The organism is Clostridium sp. AM22-11AC (assembly GCF_003473545.1).
In the GTDB taxonomy this organism is placed as follows: Bacteria; Bacillota; Clostridia; order Lachnospirales; family Lachnospiraceae; genus Enterocloster.
Genome location: NZ_QUCM01000015.1, coordinates 35,849 through 51,831, shown reverse-complemented (window position 1 = coordinate 51,831; position 15,983 = coordinate 35,849). Strand labels below are relative to the sequence as shown.

The window sequence follows — 15,983 nt, the reverse complement described above, 5'->3', positions numbered from 1 at the left end:
ACTACTGTTGCGCAAGACACTTACCATTTATTTACAGTTAAACATATGTTATACTTTTTTAAGAAGCACCGCAACATGTACAAACCGAAAGGAGTTCCCACCCATGGAAGACCGTTTAGCTGTTATCAGCTGCATTATAAGTGACCCACAATCTGTTTCCGTTATGAATGAAAAACTTCATCTCCACGCCTCTATGATCATTGCCAGACTGGGAGTTCCCTGTAGGGAATACGGTGTATCCGTAGTCAGTGTTGTGCTCCATGGTACCCAGAATGAGATCAGCTCCTTTGCCGGAGACCTTGGAAAGGTAAAAGGGGTAAAGGTAAAATCCATTCAGGTGCCGGTAAACAGTACATCTGATTAAAAAAGCTGCGGACTCTCACATCCGCAGCTTTCTTAATCCCTTTAATATCTCTTCTGCCTTAAACAGCATATCTTCAATGGTAATGCCCTTAGGCTTTCTTTCCACATAGTGGAACACAGGCGCTTCACCAGGTACCAGTTTTAAAGCACCGCCATAGGAATTTACCAGATCCGGTATGCCTCCTACATTGATCTTCGCCTTCTGGTACATGGTCAGTTTCACTTCTTTTTCTTTTACCAGAATCTCTGTCACATAGCACTTATGGGCCAGCGCACGGACTCTGGCAATGACCAGAAGATTTTCCACACTCTTTGGAATATCCCCAAAGCGGTCCATCAGCTCATCCTGCATATCCATATATTCATCTTCTGTCTCAATGGCAGAGATCCTCTTATAAATATCCAGTTTCTGATACTCATTTTTAATATAAACAGCCGGAATATAGGCATCAATGTCACATTCCACACTGGTAGCATAGGACTCTTCCTCTGTTTCCTCGCCCTTTAATGCCAGAACCGCCTGATTTAACATTTTGCAGTAAAGGTCATATCCCACTGCTTCCATATGTCCATGCTGCTCTGCTCCAAGAACATTTCCGGCACCCCGGATCTCCAGGTCACGCATGGCGATCTTGATACCGGAGCCTAATTCTGTAAACTCACGGATAGCCTGAAGACGTTTTTCCGCCTCTTCTTTTAAAAGCTTATCCCGCTTATACATTAAAAATGCAAAGGATGTGCGGTTGGAACGGCCTACACGGCCGCGAAGCTGGTACAGCTGGGAAAGTCCCAGTCTGTCTGCATCATGGATGATCATGGTGTTGGCATTGGGAATATCAAGACCTGTCTCAATAATGGTAGTGGATACTAAAACATCGATCTCCCCATTGATAAAGTCCGTCATGATCCGCTCTAACTGATGCTCATGCATCTGACCATGGGCGAAGGTAACTACTGCATCCGGCACCAGTTTCTGTATCTTTGCAGCCACTTCATCAATATCCGTCACACGGTTGTATACATAATACACCTGGCCTTTTCGCGCCAGCTCCCTGTTAATAGCTTCCCGGACCATTTCCTCGTTGTATTCCATTACATAAGTCTGGATAGGTGTACGGTCTACCGGCGGCTCTTCCAGTACGCTCATGTCACGGATCCCTGCAAGGCTCATATGCAGTGTTCTTGGAATAGGGGTTGCAGTCAGAGTCATAACGTCTACATTTTCTTTTAACTGCTTAATCTTCTCTTTATGGGCTACGCCAAAACGCTGCTCCTCATCGATGATCAGAAGCCCCAGATTTTTAAACTTTAAATCCTTAGAAAGCACTCTGTGAGTACCGATCACAATGTCCACCATGCCTTTTCGCAGGTCTTCCAGCGTTTTTTTCTGCTGGGACGGGGTGCAGAAACGGCTTAACATGTCAATGCGCACCGGAAAATCCTTCATTCTCTGGACAAAGGTATTGTAATGCTGCTGGGCCAGAATGGTAGTAGGCACCAGATATACCACTTGCTTGCTGTCCTGAACTGCCTTAAAAGCAGCCCGAAGGGCGATCTCCGTCTTACCGTAACCAACATCACCACAGATCAGCCGGTCCATGATCTTTCGGCTTTCCATGTCCTTTTTCACTGCCTCAATGGCATCTAACTGGTCATCTGTTTCTTCATAGGGGAACAGTTCCTCAAATTCCTTCTGCCAGACTGTGTCTTCCCCATACTGATAGCCCTTTTGCGCCTGACGGGCTGCATACAGCTTTACCAGGTCCCTTGCGATCTCCTGGACTGCACCTTTTACACGGGTCTTGGTCTTGTTCCACTCCGTACCGCCTAACTTGTTCAGTTTCGGCTTTTTGGCATCTGCTCCGGCATATTTCTGGATGCTTTCCAGTCTGGTGGCAGGAAGATACAGATTGCCTCCATCTCCATACTCGATCTTAATATAGTCCTTAATGACCTTGTCCCGCTCTACTTTTTCAATTCCTTTGTAAATGCCAAGACCATGTTCCTCATGGACTACATAATCTCCTACTGCCAGCTCAGAGAAACTCTGAATAGCTTTTCCCTGGTAATTGCTCTTTTTCCGCCGTTTTTTCTTCTTTTCCGTGCCAAACATGTCACCTTCTGTAATGATGACATATTTGATCAGGGGATATTCAAAACCCCTGTGGATATTTCCGTAGGTAACCAGGATCTCACCTGGCGCCGCTTTATGTTCTTCCCCTGTTCCGTCCGGACAATAAGCCCGCAGATCATATTCACGCAGGTCACTGGCTAAACGGCTGGCTCTTGTCCTGGAAGCAGACAGCAAGACTACCCGGTAACTTTCTTTTTTCCACCGGGTCAGATCGCTTATAAGCATGTCAAAGCTGTTCTGATAGGAGTTGACATTTCGCACATCAAAGCTGAACTTTTCCTTTACCTTCATGCCCGGAAGCTTCTGGTCAAGACCTGTAAGCATTACAGTATAAGAACTTTGAAGCTTTGCAAGGACCTGGGCGCCTGCATAGAGAAGTTCTGTCTGCCCCGGAAGAAGATAGCCCTTTTCCAGGCGGTGGATCATGCTTTCACGAAATTCCTGCTCTACCGTCTCGCCTTTTTCCTTTAATCTTGCCGGTTCATCCAGACAGATCAGAGTATCTCCTGCCGGGAAATAGTCCAGAAATGACACAGTCTCCGGGCAGAAATACCGGATATAGGCATCCAGTCCATCCCGTTTCCAGCCTTGCCGGATCCCTTCTGTCAGTTCTTTGATAATACCCCGGATACGGGATGCTTCTTCAATCTGATGTTTGGCCCTTAAGGCTGCTTCATATTCTTTTTCTTCCTTTTCCAGACGTTCAATCCCTGCTTCTAACTGCTTTTTTGTTAAAATGGTCTCGGCTGAAGGATAAATGGTAATTTTTTCCAGCTGTTCCACAGACCGCTGGCTTTCCGGGTCGAAACTGCGGATGGAGTCCACCTCATCATCCCACAGTTCAATACGCACCGGCACTTCCTCTGTCAGCGGGAAAATGTCCACGATACCGCCACGGATGGAAAACTGGCCCATGCCGTCTACCTGGGCTGTACGCTCATACCCCAGTGCTGTAAGGCGTTCTTTCCATTCATCCAGATCCATGATCTGGCCGTTTTCCACAGTCACTGCCTGCTGCTTTAAAAATACTAAAGGCAGGAGATGATCCATAAGACCGTCCAGCGTGGTGACGACCACGCCTTCTTTCTCTTCCATCAGGTGCCGCCATACGGCAATACGCTGACGGGTCATCAGGTTTCCATGGATATCCGCACTGTAAAACAGCAGATCCTTTGCAGGATAAAGCCATACGTTTTCCGTAAAGCTGCGAAAATCATCATAGATCTCCCTGGCTCTCTGGTCATCATAAGTCACCACCAGTTTCCAGGGAAAACCCCCGTCTTTTCCCAGCCAGTACATCAGGTGTACCTTCTGGGAATCAAGGGTTCCCGTTGCCTGGACCGGTCCTTTTGCCTTTTTTAACGCTTCCTGTAGATTTTCATATTCCTGTAATTCCAATAACGGATTTTCCATGTTTTCCCCTTATATCCTGTTCCATTATCATTTCAGTCTGTGTTGTATCTGTTTCAACGTTTCTGTGTTCAATTATGCAAAAATATCTATTTGTGTCCATTAAACCGGTTCATAGCCGCATCTGGTCCCTCTGCGATCATAACCTCCACTGCCTCTGCCGCGTCTTTAAATGCCTGTTCCATTTTTTCACGGTCTTCCTTAGAGAAGCGGCTGAGCACATAATCTGCCAGATCCATTCTCGGCGGCTTGTCACCTACGCCTACCTTAATACGTGGAAACTCCTGGGTTCCCAGATGGGCAATGATATTTTTGATACCATTATGACCGCCTGCACTGCCTTTCTTGCGGATACGCAGCTGACCTACATCCAGACTGATATCATCATATATAACAATGATATGCTCTGGGTCCACTTTATAGAAATCTGCCGCTTCTCTTACGCTCTCACCGCTTAAATTCATAAAAGTCTGAGGCTTTAAAAGGATCACCTTTTCCCCTGCAATGATGCCCCTTCCATAAAGTCCCTTAAATTTCTTCTCATCCACAGATGTATTTAACTTGTCCGCCAGCACATCAATGGTATCAAATCCCACATTATGTCTTGTCTTCTCATACTCCCTTGTAGGGTTTCCCAATCCTGCTATGATATACATAAAATATTTTCCTTTCCAAAACACGCCTGAAAGCGCTAGATTCCACCCTATAGGGGGTATCTAACGCTCATTTTAATTAGTCGTTCACTTATTCTAGCAGATATAGCTTTCTTTTACAAGCCGTGATATTTCACATCTCTTTACATCCTATTTTCATACTTACATTTCACTTCCGGCCAGTGTCTCCTGTGCCCGCTCTTTTGTAAAGAGTCCGCAGGCTACCAGACGTTCTACCACCTGCTCCTGGCGTTTTTCTGCCAGCTCCAGATTGACAGTGGGGGAATATTTAGACGGTGCATTAGGAACGCCTGCAAGAAGTGTGCTTTCGTAATCTGTCAGGTCTTCCGGCTCTTTTCCGAAATAGCCTTCGCTGGCATCTTTGATACAATAATATCCGTTTCCGAAATAAATGGTATTTACATAAAGTTCCAGGATCTCATTTTTACTGTAATCCCGCTCCAGTGCAAAAGCCATAAATACCTCTGCTACCTTACGCTCCATCTTCTTTTCCTGGGTGAAATACAGATTTTTTGCCAGTTGCTGGGTAATGGTACTGCCGCCTTCTACAAAGCGTCCGGCCTTTACATCATTGACCATGGCTCTTGTAATGGCAATGGGATCGATCCCAATATGACCGTAAAATCGGTGATCTTCCACAGAGAGGACTGCATCCGTATACGTTTCCGGAAGATCAGAAAATACAGTATAGCTTTCCTTGGACCGTATCTCGCTTACCTTATCTTCCAGGCTGACCTGGGCAATGGCATCCTTATACATATCATAACCACGGATACCGGTAGTCACTGCAAAATACATAGCCACTGCACAGAGCACAGCTGTTACTCCTTTAAGCCAGTTAAACGCTGCACACTTCTTTTTCCCGGTGTTTCCTGCTGTATTGTATTTTCCATTGTCTTTTGTCCTCATCTGCTCACCTTCTCTCCTGTGCTATATAACTCAGGCTCAAGCACCTATGCGCTCTCCCGCCCGCGGCAGCGGGCGGGGCCTTCCCTTAATTACAGTATAGCACATCAGTATAAGCAAGTCTTTGAGGCTCCCTTAAAGAACTCTGACTAAAATCTGACTATTTCTAACGTTTTTCTAAAGAAGTATGGAAATAATTTGAAAACTGCATCTGGGCATCGGAAAGGGCCTCTTTTGGGGTCACAATTCCGGTATAAGCATTCTTAACTGCCAGTCCCAGGATGCTCAAAAACTTACGCTCATCAAAGGGTACAGAAAGCTCCGCCGGAAGCCGGTTCCCTTTTGAAATGGGGAAGCAGTGTCTGGTAAGCTTCAGCCATGGATAGTTATGTAAAACCTCATAATTATCATAGGTCCTGCGGCATGGGGATGTACTTCCCAGTAAAGCCGATGCTGAACAAAGCGGCTCACTGCACATCCATTTAATAAAAGAAAGGGCATCCTTCGGCCGCTTACAATATTTAGAAACACCTAAACTGCCGCCGCCAAGCACCGGGTTATTTCCCGGCATCATAGAGTACCCTACATTTCCTACTACATGGGAACTGTGAGCCGACAGGTCACTGGCATAGTTGCTGTACAAAATGGACATGGCAAAATTTCCTTCTGCAAACCGCCTTGCAGTCTGGGTCCACCAGCCACAGTACTCCGGCGATGTACAACGCCGCAGCTGTACTAACTCCGCAAGAGCCTGCTGGCACTGCAGGGAGTCTAAATGGATCTGTCCGTCCGCACCGTACAGGTTTTCCTGAATGGCAAATAATCTTGCCAGAAACTCAGAACCAGCCACACCGGTAGAGCCCAGTGTAATCGTCGATCCATAAGGAACCGGTGATGAGGGTGTCAGATCTCTTGTGAAAAATGCAGCGATCCTGTTATATTCCTCAAATGTCTTCGGCGGCTGCAGTTCTTCATGGAACTGCTCAAAATAGGTCCGCTTGCAGATAGGGCTTTCAAACAGGTCCTTCCTATAATAAAGAATCTGCACGCTGGGCGTAACCGGCAGCGCATAGATCTGACCATGTACCCGGCAGTAATGCTCCGGAACTCCTTCCACGTACTGTCCCAGGCTGTTTTCAATATTTTCATCGATCTCTGACAATGGCCGGAGAAGCTTCTGGGCAAACCAGGAAAGCCAGGTCACATCCAGTCGCAGGATATCAAAACGGGAGGTTTCATCTAACGAGTTAAATGCCTCATAGATTTCATCATAAGAGAGAATGCACACATTTACATCAATTCCCGTTTTCTGGGTAAACAGTCTGGAAAACGTTTTCATAATATAAGCTTCCGGGCTGTCCAGAGTTACAATATTTAATGGCTGGGTACTTTCCGGCTTTCGGATATTCACGAACCAGTTCTGAAATCCGTCTCCCGGGATCATCCAATTGGCATGTCCCTCTGTCCCGACATTATCCGGTATTTTTTCTGATGCCGTATTTTCTTCCGTTGCACTTTCCTGTGCTGTGCTTTCTTCCGCACCGGACTCCTCTGCCTTTCTGATCAGCATCTTTGCCGCCCTTTTTCCTAGCTGGCGGTAATTCATTTCATATTTAATAAAGTCATTTTCCGGAATGGTAAACAGCGGCGCCACCGTATAGATATCCGGTGAGCCCTCTTCTTTTCCATAAAAAGTGGTACACATATCCTTGGCACTTTCTGCAAATCCATAATTGGATATAAAGAATGCCTGGGGCAGTGTTCCGTTAAATATCTGCATGATATTCTGGTATTTTCTAAATGAGTCTGTCCAGATCTGGATCACCTGGCAGGTAGAACCTTCCATCATGGTCAGAAAGCCCCTGCAAAAATCCTTTTCACTGGAATAATCCGGATTTCCTGTAAGCAGGCAGATGCTGCGATACCCCGCCTGCAGTGCTTTCTCTGCCATAGCCTGTCCCGCTTTTTCATAATCAAACCCAATAAAATCAGAAGGGAAACCTGTTTTCCGGTCTACAAAAAGTACCGGAATATCCGAGCCATTATTCTGGGCCGGTTCCATTTCCCCAAAGATCCCATTATTTTTATAGATCGCCGCCTCGCTGGCAGTTCCCGCTACTGCGGAAATGCAGGCGATCCCCTTTACCTGCTTTACTTTTGCCTCTGAAAATGCAGTCGCTTCACTTTCCGGTGAATTTTCATTGGTCAGATGGCGGGATACAAGATAACCATGTTCCTGGGCATAGTCTTTAAAACTGAAATAAAAATCTTCATACTGCCTTGCCCGGGAATCCGGCATGATCAGAGCCAGGCAGTCATTGGTTCCCTTGCGCAGCAAAGCTGCTCTTTCATTTGGAACATAGCCCAATTGCCTTGCAGCTTCCATTACCCGGCGTATTTTGTCACTGCTTACGTTCCCTTTACCATTTAATACATTGGAAACCGTTCCCTGGGCCACGCCGGCCTTCTTTGCAATATCTTTAATGGTTGCCATATGTGTTCCTCCTGATATACGGTGCTGGTGTGGTCTGCATTTTACTGTCAGGTCCACTCTATGACCGGACCTTCGTTGCTGCTCTCACTTGTATTAACTATAACATATATCTTAAGAAATCACAATTCTGCCCCAGAAATTGAACCTTGTTCAATCGTATTCCCTGTAAAGAAAATGTAAAAAATGTATAGCATAGGTAAAATTGTTAAAGTAACATGTAAATTCAAAATATTTATTGTGCAAAAAAACAAAATAATATTTGACACGTTTCAATAATGATGCTATAGTGAACTTAAGAGCAAATCACAGACCTTAAAAAGTCTATCAATGCGAACAAAAAGGAGGAGTATCATGAAAAAGAAACTCGTACTTGCATCATCTGCCTGTTTAGTAGCCTCTGCTATGGCATTAGGCGGCTGCTCCGGCGGTTCCAAACCAGCCGAAACCAGCGCAGCAGCTGAGAAATCTGAGGCAGCAGCTGAAAAATCTGAGGCAGCAGCTGAAGGCGGTTCATCTGACGCAATGCACCTGTCATTCTACTCCCCAGTAAACGTAGGCGGCGATGCTGCAAAGCTGATTGAGAAGATCTGCGCAGACTTCAATGCTGAAAATCCTGACATCGTTGTAGATCCTGTTTATACCGGAAACTACGATGATACCGTTACAAAGATCCAGACTGCTATCCAGGGAGGCACACCACCAGATGTATTCGTAAGCCTTGCTACCCAGCGTTTCACAATGGCTTCCACCGGTATGGCAATGCCATTAGATGACCTGATCGCAGCAGACGGAGACGAAGGAAAAGCTTACATCGACGATTTCTTAAGCGGCTTCATGGAGGACTCCTACGTAGACGGCAAGATCTACTCCATCCCATTCCAGAGAAGTACAGAGATCCTTTTCTATAATAAGGATGCATTCAAGGAAGTTGGCCTTGATCCTGAGAAAGCACCTGCAACCTGGGACGAACTGGTTGAAGACGCAAAACTGCTCACCAACGAAAACCGTTACGGTGTTGGTATCGCATTAAACTCCGGTTCTGCACAGTGGACCTTCACAGGCTTCTGCTTACAGAACAGCAAGAATGGTGAGAACCTGATGGCTGAAGACGGAAAATCCGTTATGTTCGATACTCCAGAGAACGTAGAAGCACTTCAGTTCTGGCTTGACCTTCAGAACAAGTACGAAGTAATGGCTCCTGGCATCGTACAGTGGACCGATCTTCCTACTCAGTTCTTAGCTGGCGAAGTAGCTATGATCTATCACACCACAGGAAACCTGGCAAACATCAGCAAGAACGCTACCTTTGATTTCGGTACCGCATTCCTTCCAGGAAATGCACGTCAGGCAGCTCCTACCGGCGGCGGAAACTTCTACATCTCCAATGGTATCTCTGAAGACCGTGTACAGGCAGCTTGGAAGTTCATCAAGTTCGCTACTGAGCCAGAGCGCGCAGCACAGTGGGCACTGGATACAGGTTATGTAGCAACCAGACAGTCCTGCTTCGATCTGGATATCATGAAAGAATACTACGACAAACTGCCTCAGGCTAAGATCGCTTACGAGCAGATCCCGATCTCCAAGCCAGAGCTTACTACTTACAACGCAGCAGAGATCTGGAGAGTCTTAAATGACAATATCCAGTCTGCAGTAACTGGTGACGCAACTGCTGAAGAAGCATTAAGCGCAGCTCAGGAACAGGCAACAGAAGTTCTGTCTGAGTATCAGTAGGATAAAATGATACTTTTGAAATGAAGTTGGTGCTGTCGTGCTTCACGGCAGCGCCAATTTGTTTCATATTTTTACTGTTCTCTCGAAATCTGATAAATGGGGAATAAAAGATGAAAACACATACAAAAAAGCAGCGTGAACTGCGAAACACTCTCATAGGATGGCTGTTGGTAATGCCTTCCCTGATCTTTATGGCAGCCTTTACTGTATGGCCGGTCTTTCGGAGCATCTGGCTCAGCCTTACAAAATATAAGCTCGGTATGAGCGCACCGGAATTTATCGGTCTGAAAAACTATATCAGTCTGGCCGGATCTTCTCTTTTCTGGAAAGTAATGGGAAATACGCTGTTTTTTGCGTTGATCACCATTGTTCCCAGTATGGTAGTCGGTCTGTTTTTAGCAACCTTAGTCAACCGTAAAAGCCGTCTCATCGGTTTTGTCCGTACTTCCTATTTCTATCCGGTAGTTATGCCTATGATTGCTATTGCAAGTATCTGGATGTTTATTTACATGGCAAAAAACGGCTTACTTGACCAGATGCTCATCAGCATGGGCCTTCAGCCTATGAATATCTTATCCAGCAAGAAGACCGTTCTTCCGGCTATGGCCTTTATGTACGTCTGGAAAGAAGCCGGATACCTGATGGTATTCTTCCTTTCCGGTATCCAGAGTATTTCCACCGATGTAAATGAGGCAGCCCGCATTGACGGCGCTAACTCCTGGACCATTTTCCGCAAGATCACTTTACCTCTTCTTGCACCAACCTTCCTGTTTGTATCCACCATTGCTCTGACCAACAGCTTCAAGCTGGTGGACCATGTAGTCATTATGACAGAGGGCGCTCCAAACAACGCTTCCACACTGCTTCTGTACTACATTTACCAGCAGGGATTTACAAACTTCAACTACGGCGTATCTTCTGCACTGACAACGGTTATGCTGCTTCTGCTCATGGTAGTAGCACTTCCTCGTTTCTTAAGCCAGGACAAGAAGATCCAGTACAACTAAAGGAGGCCTTACACCATGCAGAAAAAACATTTGATCGGTGCCGGGATCACCGCATTTTCCGTTATTTTAGGCCTGCTTTGGCTGATCCCACTTATCTGGCTGATCGGAACCGCATTTTCCGTTCCATCCTTCCATATGACACTGTTCCCGACAACAGCGTTCACACTGGATAATATTAAATATGTATGGAATGCCATTCCATTTGGCACCTATTACATCAACACACTGACACTGGTAGTATGCACCTTTGCCGTACAGTTCTTTACTTCCACCCTGGCTGCCTATGCACTGGCAGTTCTGGATTTCAAGGGACAGGCGCTGGTATTTGCTGTGATCTTTATGCAGATCATTATCCCAAATGACGTTTTGATCACACCAAACTTCATGACTCTGTCTGATCTGAAGCTCATCGACACCAAGATCGGTATGATGCTTCCATTCTACGGCAGTGCCATGGCTATCTTCTTACTCCGTCAGCACTTTAAATCCATTCCAAAGGCACTGGCTGAGGCAGCAAAGATCGACGGTGCCAACACCTGGCAGACCATCTGGGGTGTATACATGCCATGTGCAAAACCGGCATATCTTTCCTTTGCCGTTATCTCTGTCAGCTACCACTGGAACAACTACCTGTGGCCTCTGATCGTGACCAACTCTCCTACCAACCGTACACTGACCGTAGGACTTGCTATTTTCGCAAAATCCAAAGAGGCTAACATGCAGTGGGCCAATGTGTGTGCTGCAGCCTTTATCATCATTGTTCCGCTTCTTCTGGCCTTCTTAGTCGCTCAAAAACAGTTTATGAGCAGCTTTGTAAGCGCCGGTATCAAGGAATAAAATATCATGGCTGAACTGTAACAATAATACCCATTAAGGAGGAAAGGCATGGAATTAAATTTTACCGGAAAAGGCAGCGCTTTTTATCCTCCCTTTAAGAATACGGGAGCATACATGCTTTCCGGAAAAGCGCTTTATCTTATTGACTGCGGAGAGACCATGTTTGATGTGCTTTATCACAAACTGGACCTGGCTTCCATTGAAGATGTTTATGTTATCCTGACTCATATGCATGCCGACCACGTAGGAAGTCTTGGAACCCTGATCTCCTATTTTTACTGTCTCTTTAACAAAGCCATTCATGTAGTTTATCCACAGGAGACCATTAAGCAGCTTCTTACATTAGAAGGGATCACACCTTTAGGCTACCATTACCATGAAACACTTCCCGAAAACCCGGCCGGACTGACTGCAGTTCCCGTGGAAGTGAAACATGCACTGGATATGAAATGCTACGGCTATGTTTTAAGTGATGGAACAGAAACTATTTACTACAGCGGCGACTCCTCAGAACTGCCGGAAGATATCAGAACCCGCTTCCTTGCAGGAGAGATCGGCCGCATCTACCACGACACCAGCACCCACGATTCACCAAATCCATCCCACTGCTACTACGGCAAGATGGAGAAATGGATCCCCCGGGAAGAACGCCACAGAGTATACTGTATGCACCTTGACAGTCCCTGTGAGGATATGTTGAAAGAGAAGGGCTTTAGTATTGTGGAAGTTGTAGAAGGATAAATCCACAAACGCAGAGACGTTAAAAAGGCGGTCCGGTTTCGATAACCGGATCGCCTTTTCGTATACTCTCTCCTCAGTTCAAAATACAGCAAAATCCCCTGGATTGTTAAAACATTCAGATAGTCACTTCACAATACATATTGATATACTCTTCAAATCTTGGCAACGCCAAAGTCAGTTCCCCATGTCTTGAACCATCAACTACACCTCTCTCCATAAGACGTTTCCGATACGTATTTAAAAGTTGCGGTGATACTCCCAAACTTTCCCGTATGTCACCTGTTTTATTTACTCCCTGAGAAATAATATAAACGATTTTGCGGTCCAGTTCTGATAACTCACTCCATATTTTTTCATAAGCATAAACCGTCAGTTCTTCATCAAATTTTGGTAAAATATCGTCTATAGTCCCATCATTTTCCCATTTAAGATATCCAAGTATCTGAAATGCAAATGGATATCCTTTTGTGAGCCGCGCCATGGAAGCTGCCTCTTTAGGCGGCAGTCCAAATACAGTTCTGTAACTGGTAGTCATAGCCGGAATGCTTAATGGTTCCAGAAATATTTTGGGAGCGCGGTATAAAAATGTCAGGCTTTTTTCATTTTGAAGATTGCTGATATTATCATATAATCCAGCCATTACAAGATAGACCGGATAATTTTTTGTAATGTAGATCTGAAAATTACTTACGAAAAGTTTTACATATTGATTATTAATGATCTCATCAATAATAAAAAGTACTTTTTTCCCCTGTTCTTTTACCTTTTCCAAAATATCACGCAGCATTGTCTCTTTATCTAATGTATCCCGTTCTTTATTGAAAGCAATTTCCGCAATCCCAATATTAATATTAATTCCCAAATCTATCCCCCGGATCTTCAGAATTCGGTTTAATTCCGATACCGCCCCTGAAATCAGATCCATATCTACACTTAAACGCAATACGATCCAGTCTTCCTTTGCATTATAGTGATCTCCTATCACTGCAAGAGAAACTGTCTTCCCAGAACCTCGAACCCCGGCGATCATATAAACCATATTAGACGGATTTTCCATATCAAAGGTATTTATGATCTTTCCAATCTGATCTGTACGGGAAATAAATTCTACCGGCTTCTGCCCAAAAGTCAGTGTAAATGGATTTTCTCCTTTCATACGTATTCCTCCACATCTATGTTTATTTGTATTTATTTATGTTTATTTGTATTTTTCATGTTTATTTATGTTTATTTTAATTTATAAATATATTATACCCACATTAATGCAAAAAACAAGGTCTGCATTCAAAAAGATCCCCCTGGCATATTCAAAATACGCCAGAGGGATCTTTCTCCTTCACAAATGATACATTTTACTAATATTTTCCAATATTACTTTGCAAACAGCACTGCTTTATAATGACGTTCCAGTGTCACTAACAGGATATTTCCAAGTACACCGATAGCCAGGATCTCTCCGATCCCTACAGTCAGCATGGCATATGGGATCAGGTCTGTAGAACCATATGCATAGCGCAGTACCCATGGAACAATAATGGTGTTGGAAAGGATCGGTGGAACACATACCAGCCATTTGTTCTTCTTTCCAAGATAGTAAGAACCAACTGCTCCAATCAGAGTTGCAATGCTTCCGAACACTACATCCAGTGATGCTGCACCGCAGAGCAGGTTAGCAAGAAAGCAGCCAATGGTAACGCCTGGAACTGCACTGGTTAAGAAGTAAGGCAGCACGCATAATACTTCTGAGACTCTGAACTGGATCGGACCAAAAGCGATCGGCGCAACGATCATGGTCAAAACCACATAAAGGGCTGCGATCAGCGCACTCTGGGTAATAAAGCCAGTTCTTGATTGGTAATACTGTTTGTTCATTTTTCAATTCTCCTTTAGTTTTGTTTTACGAGTGGAAGGTCACGAACACTCGATTCATTTTACGCCGGGAATCGGCGAAAGCCTTATAAGACCTTGGTTTTTCAGGCTTTGCAACGAGTAGAAGTATAGCACAGCAAAAACGCAAAATCAAGGTCACATTTTGATCATCTTTCCAAGATATAAAAGGGGGCTGCCTTAGAATCCCATCATGCTGAGTACCCCATAACATCCAATGGCGATGAGCGTAAATAAAGTTTCAATAATGGCTCTGGCTTAATCCTTTATCTTTTGCTTACTCTGCATTAAATACTTATTTTCTGAACCTTTCATTGAAACAAAAAATCTCCGGCAATGGAGATACTATATTCATACCTGCACTGTCGGAGATTTAAATATACTGCTAGTTTATCTTATTTATCCTTCCAGGTTCTCTGCGATCTTACGTGCTACATACACGCCGCTTGCAGATGCATGGGAAAGGGAATGGGTCACGCCGCTGCCATCACCGATGATATAAAGTCCTTTGTGACGGCTTTCCAGGTTCTCGTCTACATCTACTTCCATGTTGTAGAACTTAACTTCTACACCATAAAGCAAAGTGTCATCATTTGCAGTTCCCGGTGCGATCTTATCCAGGGCATAGATCATTTCAATGATGCCATCTAAGATACGCTTTGGAAGAACAAGGCTTAAGTCGCCAGGTGTTGCAGAAAGAGTAGGCACAAAGGTATTTTCCTCAATACGCTTTGGAGTGCTTCGTCTTCCGCGGATCAGGTCACCGAAACGCTGTACGATAACACCACCGCCTAACATATTAGATAGACGGGCAATGCTTTCGCCATAGCCGTTGCTGTCCTTAAACGGCTCTGAGAAGTGCTTGGAAACTAACAGTGCAAAGTTGGTGCATTCTGTCTGCTTTTCCGGATCCTCGTAGCTGTGGCCGTTTACAGTAACGATGCCATTGGTATTTTCATTTACAACAATGCCCTTAGGGTTCATACAGAAAGTACGTACATTATCCTCAAACTTCTCTGTACGGTATACGATCTTGCTTTCGTACAGTTCGTCTGTTAAATGGGAGAACAGCACTGCAGGAAGCTCTACGCGCACGCCCAGATCCACACGGTTGGACTTGGTTGGGATATCCAGTTCCTTACAGATATGTTCCATCCACTTGCTGCCGCTTCGTCCTACAGATACGATACACTTCTCGCAGTCATAAGACTTGTCATTGCTCCATACTCTGTATCCGCCATTTTCCAGGCACTCAATATGGCTTACAGGAGACTCAAAATAGAAGTCCACATGCTCTTTTAACTCATCATATAACCGGCCTAATACAACCAGGTTGATATCGGTTCCCAGATGACGTACAGAAGCATTTAACAGCTTCAGGCGGTTCTGTAAACAGACTTTCTTTAAATTAGTTCCGGCTGTAGAATACATCTTGGTGCCTTCGCCGCCGTGTGCCATGTTGATGTCATCTACATACTGCATCAGCTCAGTAGCAGCCTTCTTACCAATATATTCGTACAAAGTACCGCCAAAATCATTGGTAATGTTATATTTACCATCAGAGAATGCGCCAGCGCCGCCGAAACCGCTCATAATAGAGCAGGACTTACACTTAATGCAGGCTTTCACCTTTTCACCGTCGATTGGGCAGTGACGCTTCTTTAATGAATATCCGGAATCAAATACAGCAATCTTCTTATCGCTGCACTTCTTCATCAGCTCATAAGCAGAATAAATTCCGCCAGGACCGGCCCCCACAATAATTACATCATATTTCATTCTCAAAACTCCTTTTTACG

At 44.9% G+C, this 15,983-nt stretch carries 12 protein-coding genes; 5 read left to right on the top strand and 7 right to left on the bottom strand.

What is annotated here, in order from left to right:
• Positions 1 to 103: 103 nt before the first annotated feature.
• Positions 104 to 364, top strand: a complete 261-nt coding sequence (locus DW251_RS12485; protein WP_021868827.1) for a TM1266 family iron-only hydrogenase system putative regulator — start codon at positions 104 to 106, stop codon at positions 362 to 364.
• Between the two features lie 15 nt (positions 365 to 379).
• Here the strand turns inward: DW251_RS12485 and mfd are convergent, their stop codons facing one another.
• The 4 genes from mfd to DW251_RS12465 form a co-directional block, all read right to left on the bottom strand.
• Positions 380 to 3,910: a transcription-repair coupling factor gene (mfd, locus tag DW251_RS12480; protein ID WP_118301329.1), complete on the bottom strand. Its 3,531-nt coding sequence runs from the start codon at positions 3,908 to 3,910 to the stop codon at positions 380 to 382.
• Between the two features lie 86 nt (positions 3,911 to 3,996).
• Complete coding sequence (pth, locus tag DW251_RS12475; RefSeq protein ID WP_118301328.1) at positions 3,997 to 4,563, bottom strand: aminoacyl-tRNA hydrolase; 567 nt, start codon at positions 4,561 to 4,563, stop codon at positions 3,997 to 3,999.
• Between the two features lie 159 nt (positions 4,564 to 4,722).
• The gene (locus tag DW251_RS12470; protein WP_118301327.1) at positions 4,723 to 5,490 is read right to left on the bottom strand and encodes a biosynthetic peptidoglycan transglycosylase; all 768 of its coding nucleotides are present in this window, start codon (positions 5,488 to 5,490) and stop codon (positions 4,723 to 4,725) included.
• A gap of 163 nt (positions 5,491 to 5,653) precedes the next feature.
• The gene (locus DW251_RS12465) at positions 5,654 to 7,981 is read right to left on the bottom strand and encodes an extracellular solute-binding protein (RefSeq protein ID WP_118301326.1); all 2,328 of its coding nucleotides are present in this window, start codon (positions 7,979 to 7,981) and stop codon (positions 5,654 to 5,656) included.
• Between the two features lie 351 nt (positions 7,982 to 8,332).
• Here DW251_RS12465 and DW251_RS12460 point away from each other — a divergent pair, with 351 nt between their 5' ends.
• The 4 genes from DW251_RS12460 to DW251_RS12445 all read left to right on the top strand — a co-directional run bounded on the left by DW251_RS12460 (position 8,333) and on the right by DW251_RS12445 (position 12,297).
• Entirely contained in the window at positions 8,333 to 9,712 is a 1,380-nt protein-coding gene (locus DW251_RS12460) for an ABC transporter substrate-binding protein (protein ID WP_118301325.1), read from the top strand.
• Between the two features lie 110 nt (positions 9,713 to 9,822).
• On the top strand, positions 9,823 to 10,719 hold the full coding sequence (locus DW251_RS12455) for a sugar ABC transporter permease (protein WP_118301324.1): 897 nt from the start codon (positions 9,823 to 9,825) through the stop codon (positions 10,717 to 10,719).
• Between the two features lie 15 nt (positions 10,720 to 10,734).
• On the top strand, positions 10,735 to 11,556 hold the full coding sequence (locus tag DW251_RS12450) for a carbohydrate ABC transporter permease (protein ID WP_021868834.1): 822 nt from the start codon (positions 10,735 to 10,737) through the stop codon (positions 11,554 to 11,556).
• Between the two features lie 48 nt (positions 11,557 to 11,604).
• Positions 11,605 to 12,297, top strand: a complete 693-nt coding sequence (locus DW251_RS12445) for an MBL fold metallo-hydrolase (protein WP_021868835.1) — start codon at positions 11,605 to 11,607, stop codon at positions 12,295 to 12,297.
• A 115-nt stretch (positions 12,298 to 12,412) separates the two neighbouring features.
• On the opposite strand, the gene DW251_RS12440 is transcribed toward DW251_RS12445, so the two are convergent.
• The 3 genes from DW251_RS12440 to DW251_RS12430 all read right to left on the bottom strand — a co-directional run bounded on the left by DW251_RS12440 (position 12,413) and on the right by DW251_RS12430 (position 15,963).
• Complete coding sequence (locus DW251_RS12440; RefSeq protein ID WP_021868836.1) at positions 12,413 to 13,453, bottom strand: hypothetical protein; 1,041 nt, start codon at positions 13,451 to 13,453, stop codon at positions 12,413 to 12,415.
• A gap of 215 nt (positions 13,454 to 13,668) precedes the next feature.
• Positions 13,669 to 14,169: a QueT transporter family protein gene (locus DW251_RS12435; RefSeq protein ID WP_021868837.1), complete on the bottom strand. Its 501-nt coding sequence runs from the start codon at positions 14,167 to 14,169 to the stop codon at positions 13,669 to 13,671.
• A 414-nt stretch (positions 14,170 to 14,583) separates the two neighbouring features.
• Positions 14,584 to 15,963, bottom strand: coding sequence for an FAD-dependent protein (locus DW251_RS12430; RefSeq protein WP_118301323.1), 1,380 nt, complete (start codon positions 15,961 to 15,963; stop codon positions 14,584 to 14,586).
• Positions 15,964 to 15,983 lie beyond the last annotated feature (20 nt).

What these genes read in the sequence shown, in the direction of transcription:
- DW251_RS12435 (WP_021868837.1), bottom strand. Translation starts at nt 14,169, where the DNA reads ATGAACAAACAGTATTACCAATCAAGAACTGGCTTTATTACCCAGAGT.
- mfd (WP_118301329.1), bottom strand. Translation starts at nt 3,910, where the DNA reads ATGGAAAATCCGTTATTGGAATTACAGGAATATGAAAATCTACAGGAA.
- DW251_RS12450 (WP_021868834.1), top strand. Translation starts at nt 10,735, where the DNA reads ATGCAGAAAAAACATTTGATCGGTGCCGGGATCACCGCATTTTCCGTT.
- DW251_RS12470 (WP_118301327.1), bottom strand. Translation starts at nt 5,490, where the DNA reads ATGAGGACAAAAGACAATGGAAAATACAATACAGCAGGAAACACCGGG.
- DW251_RS12485 (WP_021868827.1), top strand. Translation starts at nt 104, where the DNA reads ATGGAAGACCGTTTAGCTGTTATCAGCTGCATTATAAGTGACCCACAA.
- DW251_RS12460 (WP_118301325.1), top strand. Translation starts at nt 8,333, where the DNA reads ATGAAAAAGAAACTCGTACTTGCATCATCTGCCTGTTTAGTAGCCTCT.
- DW251_RS12440 (WP_021868836.1), bottom strand. Translation starts at nt 13,453, where the DNA reads ATGAAAGGAGAAAATCCATTTACACTGACTTTTGGGCAGAAGCCGGTA.
- DW251_RS12430 (WP_118301323.1), bottom strand. Translation starts at nt 15,963, where the DNA reads ATGAAATATGATGTAATTATTGTGGGGGCCGGTCCTGGCGGAATTTAT.
- pth (WP_118301328.1), bottom strand. Translation starts at nt 4,563, where the DNA reads ATGTATATCATAGCAGGATTGGGAAACCCTACAAGGGAGTATGAGAAG.
- DW251_RS12445 (WP_021868835.1), top strand. Translation starts at nt 11,605, where the DNA reads ATGGAATTAAATTTTACCGGAAAAGGCAGCGCTTTTTATCCTCCCTTT.
- DW251_RS12465 (WP_118301326.1), bottom strand. Translation starts at nt 7,981, where the DNA reads ATGGCAACCATTAAAGATATTGCAAAGAAGGCCGGCGTGGCCCAGGGA.
- DW251_RS12455 (WP_118301324.1), top strand. Translation starts at nt 9,823, where the DNA reads ATGAAAACACATACAAAAAAGCAGCGTGAACTGCGAAACACTCTCATA.